The organism is Pseudomonas sp. Xaverov 259 (assembly GCF_019352915.1).
Lineage (GTDB): Bacteria > Pseudomonadota > Gammaproteobacteria > Pseudomonadales > Pseudomonadaceae > Aquipseudomonas.
The window spans coordinates 373,529-386,634 of sequence record NZ_JAAAFV010000057.1; the positions used below are offsets into that span (position 1 = coordinate 373,529).

General features: G+C 60.7%; 14 protein-coding genes (1 of these 14 cut by a window edge). 9 read left to right on the forward strand and 5 right to left on the reverse strand.

Translation table 11 applies throughout. The annotated features are described in order from the left end of the window. The 4 genes from rhtA to K0H48_RS24525 form a co-directional block, all read left to right on the forward strand. Positions 1-639 carry the 3' portion of a threonine/homoserine exporter RhtA gene (gene rhtA, locus K0H48_RS24510; protein WP_219269487.1) on the forward strand. 249 nt of this gene lie to the left of the window's left edge, so 639 of the gene's 888 nt are visible here — the last part of the coding sequence; the start codon falls outside the window, past its left edge; its stop codon occupies positions 637-639. Between the two features lie 164 nt (positions 640-803). Then, a complete protein-coding gene (locus tag K0H48_RS24515) occupies positions 804-1,085 on the forward strand; it encodes a hypothetical protein (RefSeq protein WP_017136337.1) in 282 nt (93 codons plus the stop codon). 99 nt (positions 1,086-1,184) lie between these two features. Next, on the forward strand, positions 1,185-1,916 hold the full coding sequence (locus K0H48_RS24520) for an SDR family oxidoreductase (protein WP_219269488.1): 732 nt from the start codon (positions 1,185-1,187) through the stop codon (positions 1,914-1,916). 47 nt (positions 1,917-1,963) lie between these two features. Continuing rightward, positions 1,964-2,554, forward strand: a complete 591-nt coding sequence (locus tag K0H48_RS24525) for a 2-hydroxychromene-2-carboxylate isomerase (protein WP_219269489.1) — start codon at positions 1,964-1,966, stop codon at positions 2,552-2,554. Here K0H48_RS24525 and K0H48_RS24530 read toward each other — a convergent pair. Beyond that, the gene (locus K0H48_RS24530; RefSeq protein ID WP_219337603.1) at positions 2,551-3,528 is read right to left on the reverse strand and encodes a zinc-dependent alcohol dehydrogenase family protein; all 978 of its coding nucleotides are present in this window, start codon (positions 3,526-3,528) and stop codon (positions 2,551-2,553) included. The genes K0H48_RS24525 and K0H48_RS24530 overlap by 4 nt on opposite strands. Positions 3,529-3,650: 122 nt before the next feature. Between K0H48_RS24530 and K0H48_RS24535 the strand changes: the two genes are divergently transcribed. Next, complete coding sequence (locus K0H48_RS24535) at positions 3,651-4,559, forward strand: LysR family transcriptional regulator (RefSeq protein ID WP_219269490.1); 909 nt, start codon at positions 3,651-3,653, stop codon at positions 4,557-4,559. Here the strand turns inward: K0H48_RS24535 and K0H48_RS24540 are convergent. The 3 genes from K0H48_RS24540 to K0H48_RS24550 form a co-directional block, all read right to left on the reverse strand. Next, complete coding sequence (locus K0H48_RS24540; protein ID WP_219269491.1) at positions 4,552-6,360, reverse strand: aminopeptidase P family protein; 1,809 nt, start codon at positions 6,358-6,360, stop codon at positions 4,552-4,554. The genes K0H48_RS24535 and K0H48_RS24540 overlap by 8 nt on opposite strands. Positions 6,361-6,409: 49 nt before the next feature. Then, positions 6,410-7,570 carry a cysteine desulfurase family protein gene (locus K0H48_RS24545; RefSeq protein WP_219269492.1) on the reverse strand — a complete coding sequence of 387 codons (1,161 nt, stop codon included), beginning with the start codon at positions 7,568-7,570 and terminating at the stop codon, positions 6,410-6,412. Positions 7,571-7,803: 233 nt separating this feature from the next. After that, positions 7,804-8,073, reverse strand: coding sequence for a hypothetical protein (locus tag K0H48_RS24550; RefSeq protein WP_017136342.1), 270 nt, complete (start codon positions 8,071-8,073; stop codon positions 7,804-7,806). A gap of 399 nt (positions 8,074-8,472) precedes the next feature. On the opposite strand from K0H48_RS24550, the gene msuE reads away from it, so the two are divergent. From msuE to K0H48_RS24570, 4 genes are all read left to right on the forward strand, one after another. Beyond that, positions 8,473-9,036 carry an FMN reductase gene (gene msuE, locus K0H48_RS24555; protein WP_017136343.1) on the forward strand — a complete coding sequence of 188 codons (564 nt, stop codon included), beginning with the start codon at positions 8,473-8,475 and terminating at the stop codon, positions 9,034-9,036. 9 nt (positions 9,037-9,045) lie between these two features. Beyond that, positions 9,046-10,188: an FMNH2-dependent alkanesulfonate monooxygenase gene (gene ssuD / locus K0H48_RS24560; RefSeq protein WP_219269493.1), complete on the forward strand. Its 1,143-nt coding sequence runs from the start codon at positions 9,046-9,048 to the stop codon at positions 10,186-10,188. 164 nt (positions 10,189-10,352) lie between these two features. Beyond that, positions 10,353-11,540, forward strand: coding sequence for an acyl-CoA dehydrogenase family protein (locus tag K0H48_RS24565; protein ID WP_219269494.1), 1,188 nt, complete (start codon positions 10,353-10,355; stop codon positions 11,538-11,540). 11 nt (positions 11,541-11,551) lie between these two features. After that, positions 11,552-12,655 (forward strand): sigma-54-dependent Fis family transcriptional regulator, encoded by a 1,104-nt coding sequence (locus K0H48_RS24570; protein ID WP_106580595.1) that lies wholly within the window; start codon positions 11,552-11,554, stop codon positions 12,653-12,655. Here the strand turns inward: K0H48_RS24570 and K0H48_RS24575 are convergent. After that, complete coding sequence (locus tag K0H48_RS24575; RefSeq protein WP_056859702.1) at positions 12,644-13,009, reverse strand: antibiotic biosynthesis monooxygenase; 366 nt, start codon at positions 13,007-13,009, stop codon at positions 12,644-12,646. The two genes, K0H48_RS24570 and K0H48_RS24575, sit on opposite strands and share 12 nt — an antisense overlap. Between the last annotated feature and the right edge of the window lie 97 nt (positions 13,010-13,106).

A 13,106-nucleotide genomic window follows, 5' to 3' on the forward strand; every position in this document is an offset into this window, starting at 1 on the left:
GGCATGAACTTCCTCTTCTATATGTCACTGCGCACAGTGCCTCTGGGCATCGCGGTAGCGCTGGAATTCACCGGCCCGCTCGCCGTGGCTATCTATGCCTCGCGCCGGGCGGTGGATTTTGTATGGATCGGCCTCGCGATCGCGGGCCTGCTGCTATTGATCCCCACCGGAGAAACCAGCAGCGGCATCGACTTGACCGGCGCCGCCTACGCACTGGGTGCCGGCGTTTGCTGGGCACTCTACATCCTGTTTGGCCAAAAAGCCGGCAACGACAACGGCGTGCAAACCGCCGCCCTGGGTGTGATGATCGCCGCTTTGTTCGTGGCGCCGATCGGCATCGTCCATGCTGGCGCCGCACTGCTGACGCCCTCGCTGATTCCCGTTGCCATCGGTGTCGCCATCCTGTCGACCGCCTTGCCCTATACCCTGGAAATGGTCGCACTCACTCGTCTGCCCGCTCGCACCTTCGGCACCTTGATGAGCATTGAGCCGGCGTTCGGCGCCCTCTCCGGTCTGTTCTTCCTGCAAGAGCACTTGTCCCTCGCGCAATGGCTGGCGATCACCTGCATTATCTTGGCCTCCGTAGGTGCCACACTGACGATGCGCAATGAATCCAAACCGTTGGTGCCAGCCGATTGATTCTGATCGCAGGTAGCTCTGGTATTTGCCGCTCATTTAGGCCATGTTTAGGCCGTAAACGAATGTCTTTCATGGAGAATTTCGACAGGGACTGCTGAACGCTACAATCGAGAGCGAGTAAAGCCTGCATCGAGCCTTTTTGCGACGCGGCTATAAGGATAGTAATGAAACGAATTTTGATACTGTTACTGGTCGTGGGTATTGCTGGCTGTGCTGCGACCACCAAGACAGAAGTGAAACGGGGCAAAAAAGGCATGCACATCAACTGTTCCGGCCTGTCCTCCTCCTGGGACCAGTGCTACACCAGTGCAGCCAACTCCTGCGGCGCCAAGGGCTACCGGGTTATCGCCAAATCCGGTGACAATTCCGAGGAGCCCGGTGACTATCCTTTCGGCATCAACCCTGCCGGCTACACCAGCCGCAGCATGATCGTCATCTGTAAATGACCGCCCGAGCAGTCCACTTCCGGCTGCTCCTCCTTCTTGCCATGCCCTTCGCCCTCCTGCGGCTACACTCCTGCTCGACATTAGAGCAACGGAGTTCCCATGACACCCAACAAGAAAATCGTATTGGTGGTTGGTGCCGGTGATGCAACCGGTGGCGCCATTGCCCGGCGTTTTGCCCGTGAAGGCTATGTAGCCTGTGTCACCCGTCGCAGTGCCGATAAACTGCAGCCCCTGGTCGACAGCATTCAGGCTGCCGGCGGCGAAGCCCACGGTTTTGCCTGTGATGCGCGTAAAGAAGACGACGTGATCGCGCTGGTTGAACAGATAGAAACCGAGCTGGGCCCCATTGAAGCCTTCGTCTTTAATATCGGCGCCAACGTGCCGTGCAGCATCCTCGAAGAAACCGCGCGCAAATATTTCAAGATCTGGGAGATGGCCTGCTTCTCCGGGTTCCTGAACGCTCGCGAAGTCGCCAAGCGCATGGTCACCCGCGAACGCGGCACTATTTTGTTCACCGGTGCCACTGCCGGACTGCGTGGCGCTGCAGGGTTTGCCGCATTCGCTGGCGCCAAACACGGCATCCGCGCGCTCGCACAAAGCATGGCGCGGGAGCTGGGGCCGCGGAACATCCATGTGGCCCACGTGGTGGTCGACGGCGCCATCGACACTGACTTTATTCGCGACAATTTCCCGCAAAAATACGCGCAGAAAGACCAGGATGGCATCCTCAACCCTGACCACATCGCCGACAACTATTGGTACCTGCACAGCCAGCCACGCGACGCCTGGACCTTCGAACTGGACCTGCGCCCCTGGAATGAACCCTGGTAAACACGCCGCCCCTAATCAAGAACAACAATAAGCAGTGAGAATCGACCATGAGTAAAACCCTGGAATTCTTTTTCGACCTCGGCAGCCCGGCCACTTACCTGGCCTATACGCAATTGCCTGCGCTATGCGCCGAGACCGGTGCGCAACTGGTGTATCAACCCATGCTGCTGGGTGGCGTATTCAAAGCGACCGGCAACGCTTCGCCCATCACTGTGCCCGCCAAAGGGCGTTACATGTTTAATGACCTGGCGCGATACGCCAAACGCTACAACGTACCGCTCAAATTCAACCCGCACTTCCCCATCAACACCCTGATGCTGATGCGTGCCGTCATGGGTATCCAGATACGCGAACCCGAGCGCTTCCAGGCCTTCATCGACTGCCTGTTTCGCGCCCTCTGGGTCGAAGGTCGCCACTTGGGCGACCCCGTCGTCGTGGCCGCTGTGCTGAGTGAAGCCGGTTTCGACCCAGAGGAAGTCCTGAACCTGGCCAATGATGAAAAGGTAAAAGCCGCCCTCAAGGATAAAACCGAACAGGCTGTGCAGCGCGGGGTATTCGGTGCACCCAGCATGTTTGTAGGCAATGACCTGTTCTTCGGTCAGGACCGTCTGGAGTTTGTGCGCGAAGCACTACGCTAAAACTCGATTGCCAAGCGTCCTTGAGCACCGCTTGCGAGCAAATCGTAGGCGGCGTTTACCGTATGCCGGTCGAAGTGACGCGGGCCCATGATCGGCAAGAGTTTGCCGGCATCGATCAACCAGGCGGCGTCAGAGAGTATCCGCCCGTGGTGCTCACGCCCCTTGCCCGTCAACAACGGCAACAATGTGAACACCCCGGAATAGGTCGCCCCGCGAAACGACAAAGGCGCCAGGCTATGTTGCCCCCAGCCCAGGCAGCTCACCACATGCCCGTGATACACCTTGGCGGCCCGGAAAGACGCATCCAGCGTCGCGCCGCCAACGGTGTCATACACAATGTCAAAACCCTCACCCGCCGTGTGCAACGCCACATACTCTTCGACCGTATGCTGCTGATAGTCGATGAAGGTGGCGCCCAACCCCTCAATGGTTGCCCGATGCCGCGCCGAGCCGGTCGCGTACACCCGCGCGCCGTAGGCAATCGCCAATTGCACGGCGACATGCCCTACACCGCCGGCGCCACCCTGGATCAACACCGTGTGCCCCACGCCCACCCGCGCCCGGTCCACCAGCCCCTCCCAGGCAGTGATCAATACCAACGGCAACACCGCCGCTTCGCGCATGCTCAAACGTTCAGGTTTTCGCGCCAGCAGGCGCGCATCAACCACCACATACTCAGCTAACGCCCCCTGAATACCGCCGATCCCGGCCCCGAGCGCATAGACGTCATCGCCCACTTGCCAATCGCCCGCCAACGGACCGACGGCCTCAAGGGTGCCCGCCAGGTCCATACCAATAACGGCAGGTAAAGGTTGCTGGGCATGGGCTGCCTGGCCCGCGCGGATTTTCGCGTCCAACGGGTTAAGGCCACTGGCCTTGACCCGGACCAGCACCTGCCCGGCACCCGCCACAGGCTTGGGGATCCTGGCCAAACGGAACGGCGCGTCTGCGGCGTCCACTACCAAAGCGTGCATATCAGTCATATCGGCGATCTCGGTGGGTTGATGATGTGGGCATGATCCGCCGCCACACTCATGCCGATAAGACGCTAAAAAGCTATAGTGACCATGCGCGTATGGCATGAATGAGGCAACCGATGGACAAACTCAACGCAATGGCAATCTTCGTGCGGGTCATCGAACGCGGTAGTTTTTCCGCCGTCGCCCGGGAGATGCAAACCACCCAGCCGACCATCAGCAAAGTGCTGCGTGCGCTGGAAACCGAATTGGGCGGCAAGCTGATTGCCCGCAGCACTCGGCACTTATCACTGACAGACGAAGGTCAACGCTACTACAACCATTGCCGTGAAATCCTGTCGGCCGTCGATGCCGCGGAACACAGTTTCCAAACGGGCAAGGAAACCATCGCCGGCCCACTGCGCATCGGCTCGTCGGTCAGCTTTGGCCGCCTGCACATCGCCTCGCGTTTGCACGGTTTCCTGCAGCAATACCCGGACGTGCACATTGACCTGCAACTCAACGACCATCTTCAGGATCTGGTCAGCGAAGGCCTGGATGTGACGTTGCGTATCGGCGAATTACCCGACAGCGGCCTGATTGCGCGACAGATCGGCACCACCCACCGCGTCACCGTGGCGAGCCCGGCTTACATTGCCAGGCACTGCGTCCCACACACCCCACAAGATCTCACGCAGCACAACTGCCTGCTCTTCAACTTGCTGAGCAGCCAGAACCAGTGGATTTACGAAAAGGACGCCAAGCGCCACGCGGTGCGCATCACCGGCAACGCCCAGAGTAATAACTCTGAGGCGGTGCGGGAGATGGTGTTGACGGGGCTTGGCATTGCGCTGTCGCCCCTGTGGCTGTTTGCCGATGACCTCAAAGCCGGCCGCGTGGTTGCACTGTTACAGGATTACACCCCGCAATCGCTGCCGATCCATGCGGTGTCGGCGCCCAATCGGCGCCAGTCAGCCAGGGTCAAGGCGTTCGTCGACTACCTCGCCGACGCCCTGGCCTTGGCCCCTGAACTGCAACCGATCAGATAGCGGCGGTACGCACCTGCAGCCATTCCAAAGCCGCACCACTGAGCAGCGGGCTCAGGCGTTCACGCACCTCGGCGTGGTAAGCGTTAAACCACTCGCGCTCATCCGCCGTCAGTAACGACGACTCCAGGCAACGGGTGTCGATCGGGCACAGGGTCAGGGTTTCAAACCTGAGGAACTCGCCAAACTCGGTTTTGCCGGCTTCGCGGTTCAACACCAGGTTCTCAATGCGCACACCCCAGCGACCCGGGCGATAGGTACCTGGCTCAATCGAGGTGATCATCCCCGGCTGCATCGCGGTCTGCGGTGCCGCGGCAGCCTGGTAGGCGATCACTTGCGGGCCTTCATGCACGTTCAGGAAGTAGCCTACGCCATGACCTGTACCGTGGCCGTAGTCCACGCCTTCGGCCCAGATCGGCGCACGGGCAATGGCGTCCAGCAATGGCGAAAGAATGCCCTTGGGGAAATGCGCACGGGACAGGGCAATCACACCCTTGAGCACGCGCGTGCAGTCGCGCTTCTGCTCGTCACTCGGCGTGCCGATGGGCACCATTCGCGTGATATCCGTGGTGCCGCCCAGGTACTGGCCGCCGGAGTCGATCAGCAACAGGCCATCGCCTTCGATCAATGCATGCTCTTCTTCGGTGGCGTGGTAATGCGGCATCGCACCGTTGGCGTTGAACGCCGCGATGGTGTTGAAGCTCAGCGACACATAATCGGGGCGACGGGTACGTGCGGCAGTCAGGTGTTCGTCGATGGTCAGCTCAGTGATGCGCTCACGACCCAACGCACTGTCCAGCCAGGCGAAGAATTCGCACAGCGCTGCGCCGTCCTGCTCCATGGCTTGGCGGATATGTTCGGCGTCCGCCAGGCTTTTGCGCGACTTGGCCAACGTGGTCGGGTTCAAGCCCTCGACCAGCTTGACGCCGGCATCGAGGTTTTCCAGCAAACCGGTGGTGACGCGTGCCGGATCAACTTGCAGGCTGACGCCCGCCGGGACTGCACGCAGCGCATCTGCCACTTCGCTGTAGTCGCGCAAGGTCACGCCGTCGCGCTCCAGTACCGCGCGCAACTCGGCATCGACCTTGCTCAGCGCCACGAACAGCGTGGCCTGCTGTTGATTGATCAAGGCAAAGGACACAAACACCGGGTTGAACGACACATCACCGCCGCGCAGGTTGAACAACCAGGCGATGTCATCCAGGGTCGCAATGAAGTGCCAATCGGCGCTCTTCTCTTTCAAGCTGGCACGCAGGGCGGCGAGTTTGTCGCCCCGGCTGACCGTCGCCTGCGGCGGCAGGTGTGGGTAGATCGGCTGGTTCGGCAAGGCCGGGCGGTCTTGCCAGACTTCATTCAACAGGTCGATATCGGTACGCAGGCGAGCGCCGCGCTCGGCCAGCTTGCCGCCCAGGGTACGCGCCGAGGCCACGGCCATCACTGCGCCGTCCACCGCGACCACACCACCCTCCGGGGTTTGCTCGGCCAGCCATTCCAGCGGGCCGGGTTGGCCTGGCTGCAGTTTCACCAGTTCGATGCCGCTGCCCTTGAGTTCCTTGCTCGCCTGCTCCCAGTAACGGCTGTCGGCCCACACACCGGCAAAATCCGCGGTCACAATCAGCGTGCCCACCGAGCCATAAAACCCCGACAGCCATTGCCGCCCCTGCCAGTAACCCGGCAAGTACTCGGACAGATGCGGGTCGGCCGACGGCACCAGCAGGGCATGGATGCCCTCGCGGCGCATCAGTTCGCGGGTATGCGCCAGGCGCTGGGGAACCGTTCCATGGGTCAAAGGCTGCGTACTCATCATGTCTCCTGCTAACCACTCATAATTGTTATGTGTTGTGACTGAAAAATCAGACCGCCCAGAACGCCGGCGCACTGGCGAGTGCGGCCTTGATCAACTGCACGGCCGCGTCGATATCCTGCTCGGTGGTAAACCGGCCCAGGCTCAAGCGAATAGTCCGACCGGCGCTGCGCGCGTCATGGCCCAAAGCCAGAAGCACGTGGGACGGCGCATTGCTCGCCGAATTACACGCCGAGGTGGCCGAAAACGCGATGCCTGCGCTCAGTGCGGCGGAATTGAATTCGCCCTCGGTGAACGTGAGGCTCAGTGTATGCGGAATGCGCTGGGTGGCGCTGCCATTAAGGCGCACGCCGGCAAGCGTTTCCAACTGATCGAGCAGGCGCTGACGCAACGCGACGATGGCGGCTTTTTCTTCAGCAAAGGACTGCGCCGCCAAGGCGAAGGCAGTGCCCATGCCGGCAATCTGGTGAGTCGCCAGGGTGCCGGAGCGCAACCCACCTTCGTGGCCGCCGCCGTGAATCTGCGCCAGCACCTTCTGCTGCGCACGCGGGCCGACATACAGCGCGCCAATGCCCTTGGGGCCGTACAGCTTGTGCGCCGAAAACGACATCAGGTCCACCGGCCATTCAGCCAGGTCGATCGCGACCTTGCCCGCCCCCTGCGCCGCATCCACATGCAGCAACGCGCCGTGCTCACGTACACGTGCACCAATGGCGGGGATGTCATTGAGGGTGCCCAGCTCGTTGTTCACCAGCATCAGCGACACCAGGAAGGTGTCTTCGCGCAAGGCCTCACTGACAGCTTCGGCACTGATCAAGCCTTCAGCGTCCGGTACCAGGTAAGTGACAGCCACGCCGGCTTCCTGCAACTGCCGCGCCGTGTCCAGCGTAGCCTTGTGTTCGATCTGGCTGGTGATGATATGTCCACCTGCCACACCTCGCGCCTGGGCCACGCCTTTGATCGCCAGGTTGTTGGATTCTGTGGCACCGGAGGTCCAGACAATTTGCTCAGGCTGGGCACCGACCAGCTCGGCCACTTGGCGTCGCGCCTGCTCGACCGTGTGCCGAGCCGCCTGACCGAACGCATGGGAGCTGGACGCAGGGTTGCCGAAGTTGGCATTGAAGCCCAGACACTCGACCATCACTTGAATGACCCGCTCATCCACCGGCGTGGTGGCGGCGTAGTCGAAATACAACGGACGTTTATTCATGACATTAAGACTCGCAGAGCGTATTCCCCAGGACAGCGCCTCGGGTGGCATCGACCGGAACAGAGGTCGTCAGGTTTAACCCGTCGGATGCCATAAAAGAAGGACCACTTTATGTAAATGTGCGTAGGAACGCTCCTGAAATTCAGCTTAACAGGCTGAAGTATCCCAATGGCAAACAAAAAGCCCGAGGTTCCTTAAGGGAATCCTCGGGCTTTTTGCCACTTGGCGCCGGCTCAACTGGGGCGACCGTGCATCACCACGCTGCGTTCGGCGTTCATTTCGCCCTGGTGGTCGAAGCCGAACGGCTTCTGTGGCTGGCCGGTCAACGCGGCGCGCTGCTGTTGATATTCATCAAACGACAGGCCACGACGGCTCAAGGCTTCAAGGGCCAATTGCTTGGTTTCTTCGGCGGTATAAGGACGCGACTCAGGTGACGGGTGGGTCGCACATCCGGCAAGGACAGCGCTCACAACTATTAAGGAAACAGCCAGGAAGTGGTTCATGGTGAAGGCCCTGCGAAGGAGGTTTGTAGTCAATGAACACAGGCTACTCCCGCCCTTGCGCAGTGAAAAATCATCCCCTGTGATAGTCGCTATCAACAGTTACGGCGTCTTCGATAGCGAACCATGCATATTCATTTATGTTCTATAAATATGGAAATCAGTTCGTTTACGGAATAAACCTAACCTTCTATAAATAGCCCTATTGCGAACCGACACTGTTCGCCACGCAACTGTTGCCCAGGCAACAGCCATTCAACATAACCGCAACCAGGCAACAGCTTCTTTTTCAACAGGTCGTCTGCAGCCCATGCCAATCAAGGCTTGCAGCCATTGGTACAGCTCTTGCTCAACACGTCACACCTCACCTGCTACCCACCCCTGTTGAAAAAGGAACTGTTGATGTCCCGTCCCCTGAATGTCGTTGCCCTCTCCGGCGGAACCTGGCGCCCATCGCGCACCTTGGTGCTGACCCAAGCTGTGCTGGCCGAACTGGCCACGTTGCTGCCGATCCAGACCACCCTGATCGAGTTGGGTGACATTGCCCGGCCCTTGGGCGGTGCACTCTCACGCGATGAACTGCCGGCCGAGGTCGAAACGCAACTGTTGGCCATCGAACAGGCCGACCTGCTGATCGTTGCCGCGCCGGTGTATCGCGGCTCTTATCCTGGCCTGCTCAAGCACCTGTTTGACCTGGTTGGCCTCAACGCTTTGATCAACACTCCGGTGTTGCTCGCGGCCACCGGCGGCAGCGAGCGCCATGCACTGGTCCTCGATCACCAGTTGCGTCCGCTGTTCAGCTTCTTCCAGGCCTTGACCCTGCCGATCGGCGTGTACGCCACCGAGGCCGACTTCACCGACTACCAAATAACCAGCGAGTTATTAAAAGCCCGCATTCAACTGGCCGCAGAACGCGCAGCGCCGTTGTTTGCCGCGCACTCCCCTTCTCTGCTGAAAATCGCTTAAGGATTTGTCATGGATGTTTTCTGGTTTCTGCCCACACATGGCGACGGCCATTTCCTCGGCACCACCCAAGGTGCGCGCCCGGTCACGCTCAATTATCTGAAGCAGGTGGCGCAAGCGGCTGACAGCCTCGGTTACTTTGGTGTGCTGATTCCTACCGGGCGCTCGTGTGAAGATTCCTGGGTAATTGCCTCGGCACTGGTGCCGTTGACCGAACGCCTGCGTTACCTGGTAGCGATTCGCCCGGGGATTATTTCGCCCACGGTGTCGGCGCGCATGGCCGCGACCCTGGACCGCCTGTCCAACGGCCGATTGTTGATCAACGTAGTCACCGGTGGCGACCCCGACGAAAACCGTGGCGACGGCAGCTTCCTCGACCATAGTGAACGCTACGAAGTCTCCGACGAATTCCTGCAGATCTGGCGCCGTGTGTTGCAGGGCGAGTCGGTGGACTTTGAAGGCAAGCACCTGCGTGTGCAGAACGCCAAAGCCCTCTACCCGCCGGTGCAGAAGCCGTATCCGCCACTGTACTTCGGCGGTTCGTCGGATGCTGCCCACGACCTGGCCGCCGAGCAGGTCGACGTGTACCTGACCTGGGGTGAGCCGCCTGCCGCCGTTGCGCAAAAACTTGCCGACGTACGTGAACGCGCCGCCCGTCATGGGCGCACCGTCAAGTTCGGCATTCGCCTGCATGTGATCGTGCGCGAAACCGAAGAGGAGGCCTGGAAAGCCGCCGCCAAACTGATCGAACACATCAGCGATGAAACCATCGCCGCCGCGCAAAAATCCTTCTCGCGCTTTGACTCCGAAGGCCAGCGGCGCATGGCGGCTTTGCATGATGGGCGCCGCGATAACCTGGAAATCGCGCCGAACCTGTGGGCCGGCGTCGGCCTGGTACGCGGCGGTGCCGGCACCGCGTTGGTGGGTAACCCGCAGCAAGTGGCGGAACGCATCAAGGAATACGCCGACCTTGGCATCGAGAGCTTCATCTTCTCCGGCTATCCGCACCTGGAAGAAGCCTATCGCTTTGCCGAGTTGGTGTTCCCGCTGCTGCCGGAGCCTTACGCCAGCCTCGCCGGGCGCGGTATCACCAACCTGACAGGGCCGTTTGGCGAAATGATTGCCAATGATGTGCTGCCGAACACCAAAGCCTGAGTGCACTGAGTTCCACTTCGTGTGGGCACTGCTGTTCTGTGGGAGCCGGGCTTGCCCGCGATGCAGACGAGGCGGTGTTTCAGTTGCACCACAGTGATGCTATCGCAGGCAAGCCAGCTCCCACATTTGAACGTGATCGCCAGACAGACATTGAGGAACCCCGTGTGACAGCCAAACCCCACAGCGTCCTGCCTTCCCCCTTGCAGACCGCCAAGCTGTTGGCCGCCGAATTCGCCCTCACCGCCGTTGAACGCGATGAGCGCGGCGGCACACCCAAGGCCGAACGTGATGCGCTGCGCCAAAGCGGTCTGCTGGCCCTGAGCATCCCCACGCAATACGGCGGCCTCGGCGCACGCTGGAGCGAAACCCTGGGCATCGTGCGCGAGTTTGCCAAGGTCGACAGCTCCATTGCCCATGTCTTCGGCTTTCACCACCTGATGCTCGCCACCGTGCGCCTGTTTGCGCGCCCGGACCAATGGCAGCCGTGGTTCGAACAAACCGCACGCAAAAACTGGTTCTGGGGCAATGCCCTCAACCCGCTGGACACGCGCACGGTGGTTAAGGATTTCGGCGGCTGGCGCGAATTTTCCGGCAAGAAGAGCTTCTGCTCCGGCGCCAGCGATTCGGAAATGCTCATTGCCTCCGCCGTGGATGAAAGCTCCGGCGGCAAGCTGCTGATCGCCGCGATTCCCAGCGGGCGCAGCGGCATTACCTTGCATAACGACTGGAACAACATCGGCCAGCGCCAGACCGACAGCGGCAGCGCCAGCTTTGAACGGGTGCGCGTCGAAGAGTCGGAGTTGCTGCTCGATCCCGGCCCGTTGAGCACGCCCTTCGCCTGCCTGCGCCCGCTGATCGCTCAGTTGACGTTCACGTATATGTTTCTCGGGATTGCCGAAGGCGCCTTTGAAGAAGCACGCAACTACACCCTCACCGAAACCCGTGCGTGGCACAAATCTTCGGCGGGCGATGTGCGCCAGGACCCTTACGTGCTGCACCACTACGGCGAATTCTGGGTGGCCCTGGAAGGCGTGCGCCTGCTGGTCGAGCGCGCTGGCGAATTGCTCGACCAGGCCTGGGCCAAAGGTGCCAGCCTCAGCGAACAGCAACGCGGCGAACTGGCGATTGCAATCGCCACCGCCAAAGTCGCCGCCACCCGCCAAGGCCTGGACCTGTGCAGCCGCCTGTTTGAAGTTACCGGCGCGCGCTCGACCCATGCCTCGCTGCGCCTGGACCGCCACTGGCGCAACTTGCGCACGCAAACCCTGCACGACCCGGTGGATTACAAACTCCACGAACTGGGGGACTGGGCGTTGAACCAGTCCCTGCCGATTCCCACGTTCTACTCCTGAGAGAGGTGCCCATGCAGCTGTTAACCTTACCGCCCTCGCCCGCCCTCGCGACCTCGATTCGCGCCACGGCCCAGGTCTTCGAAGACCCCAAATCCCAGGCGTTGCTCGACCATATCCAACAAGTGGCACCCAGCGAAGCGAGTGTGCTGATCATCGGCGAGACCGGCACCGGCAAAGAGCTGGTGGCGCGCCATATTCATAACCTCAGTGCGCGGCGCAACCGGCCCTTTGTGGCGGTGAACTGCGGCGCGTTTTCCGAATCGCTGGTGGAAGCCGAATTGTTCGGGCATGAAAAAGGCGCGTTTACCGGCGCCCTCAGCGCCAAGGCCGGCTGGTTCGAAGAGGCCGACGGCGGCACCCTGTTCCTCGATGAAATCGGCGATTTGCCGATGGCGATCCAGGTCAAATTATTGCGCGTTCTACAGGAACGCGAAGTCGTGCGCCTGGGTTCGCGCAAGAGCATTCCGATTGATGTGCGCGTGCTGGCGGCCACCAACGTGCAGCTGGAAAAAGCCATCAACGCGGGGCACTTTCGCGAAGACCTCTACTACCGCCTGGATGTGGTCAGCCTCGAACTCAGCCCACTGCGCGAGCGCCCCGGCGATATCCTGCCGCTGACCCGGCATTTTATCGAAGCCTATAGCCAGCGCCTGGGCTACGGCCCGATCACCATCAGCCGTGAGGCGGAGCACAAGCTCAAAAGCTACAGCTGGCCGGGCAATATCCGCGAGCTGGAAAACGTGATTCACCACACCTTGCTGATCTGCCGTAATGGCGTGATCGAGCGTGATGATCTGCGCCTGTCGAACATGCGCATCGAACGCCAGGACGACAGCCAGCACGGCACCGACAACAGCGCCGAAGCCTTGCTGGCCCGCGCCTTTCAAAAGCTTTTTGAAGAACAGGCCGGCGCCCTGCATGAAAAAGTCGAAGACGCGCTATTGCGCGCCGCCTACCGTTTCAGCCATTACAACCAGGTGCACACCGCCAACCTGCTGGGTTTGAGCCGCAACGTCACGCGCACACGCCTGATCAAGATCGGCGAGCTGGCAGTGAACAAACGCCGACCCGGCGAAAACGTGCAGGGCGAGCGCATGCTGCACTTATCCATTTAGGCGGCAGTGCAACGCGTTGTCATGGCTGCGCTCGAAACTGCGCAGCACTTGAAATGAACCGAAGGTCACCGCCGTGGCCTGGTGGGCGCGAATCAGCGTCCAGAAGTCTTCCTCGCCGTGCTCAAAACACTTGAACGCCGCCTCGCCGTCTTCGCGCGAGCGCCATTGCAGGTAATTGAGCACCCGCCGCCCATCGTCGCTAACTTGCACACTGGCATTGATAAAGCCGCCATGGCCCTGGGCCAGGCGCTCGCTCTGGGTGGACAAGGCGGCCACCAGGGCAAATTGCTGCTGAGGTTCGATCTGAAACTCGATCAACTGAGTGAAGCTGCGATTTTTCTCTGATACCTGCATGAACACTCCCCTCTCTCTGTAGGCAGAATCTTGCGATTCGATGCCACGCAGGGTAAAACCTCTAGTTAAGTCAAGGTCAAGCGCTTATCTGGAGTTT

Excerpts from the sequence above, each read along its gene's own strand:
- K0H48_RS24515 (WP_017136337.1), top strand. The coding sequence starts at position 804 with ATGAAACGAATTTTGATACTGTTACTGGTCGTGGGTATTGCTGGCTGT.
- K0H48_RS24520 (WP_219269488.1), top strand. The coding sequence starts at position 1,185 with ATGACACCCAACAAGAAAATCGTATTGGTGGTTGGTGCCGGTGATGCA.
- K0H48_RS24525 (WP_219269489.1), top strand. The coding sequence starts at position 1,964 with ATGAGTAAAACCCTGGAATTCTTTTTCGACCTCGGCAGCCCGGCCACT.
- K0H48_RS24530 (WP_219337603.1), bottom strand. The coding sequence starts at position 3,528 with ATGCACGCTTTGGTAGTGGACGCCGCAGACGCGCCGTTCCGTTTGGCC.
- K0H48_RS24535 (WP_219269490.1), top strand. The coding sequence starts at position 3,651 with ATGGACAAACTCAACGCAATGGCAATCTTCGTGCGGGTCATCGAACGC.
- K0H48_RS24540 (WP_219269491.1), bottom strand. The coding sequence starts at position 6,360 with ATGAGTACGCAGCCTTTGACCCATGGAACGGTTCCCCAGCGCCTGGCG.
- K0H48_RS24545 (WP_219269492.1), bottom strand. The coding sequence starts at position 7,570 with ATGAATAAACGTCCGTTGTATTTCGACTACGCCGCCACCACGCCGGTG.
- K0H48_RS24550 (WP_017136342.1), bottom strand. The coding sequence starts at position 8,073 with ATGAACCACTTCCTGGCTGTTTCCTTAATAGTTGTGAGCGCTGTCCTT.
- msuE (WP_017136343.1), top strand. The coding sequence starts at position 8,473 with ATGTCCCGTCCCCTGAATGTCGTTGCCCTCTCCGGCGGAACCTGGCGC.
- ssuD (WP_219269493.1), top strand. The coding sequence starts at position 9,046 with ATGGATGTTTTCTGGTTTCTGCCCACACATGGCGACGGCCATTTCCTC.
- K0H48_RS24570 (WP_106580595.1), top strand. The coding sequence starts at position 11,552 with ATGCAGCTGTTAACCTTACCGCCCTCGCCCGCCCTCGCGACCTCGATT.
- K0H48_RS24575 (WP_056859702.1), bottom strand. The coding sequence starts at position 13,009 with ATGCAGGTATCAGAGAAAAATCGCAGCTTCACTCAGTTGATCGAGTTT.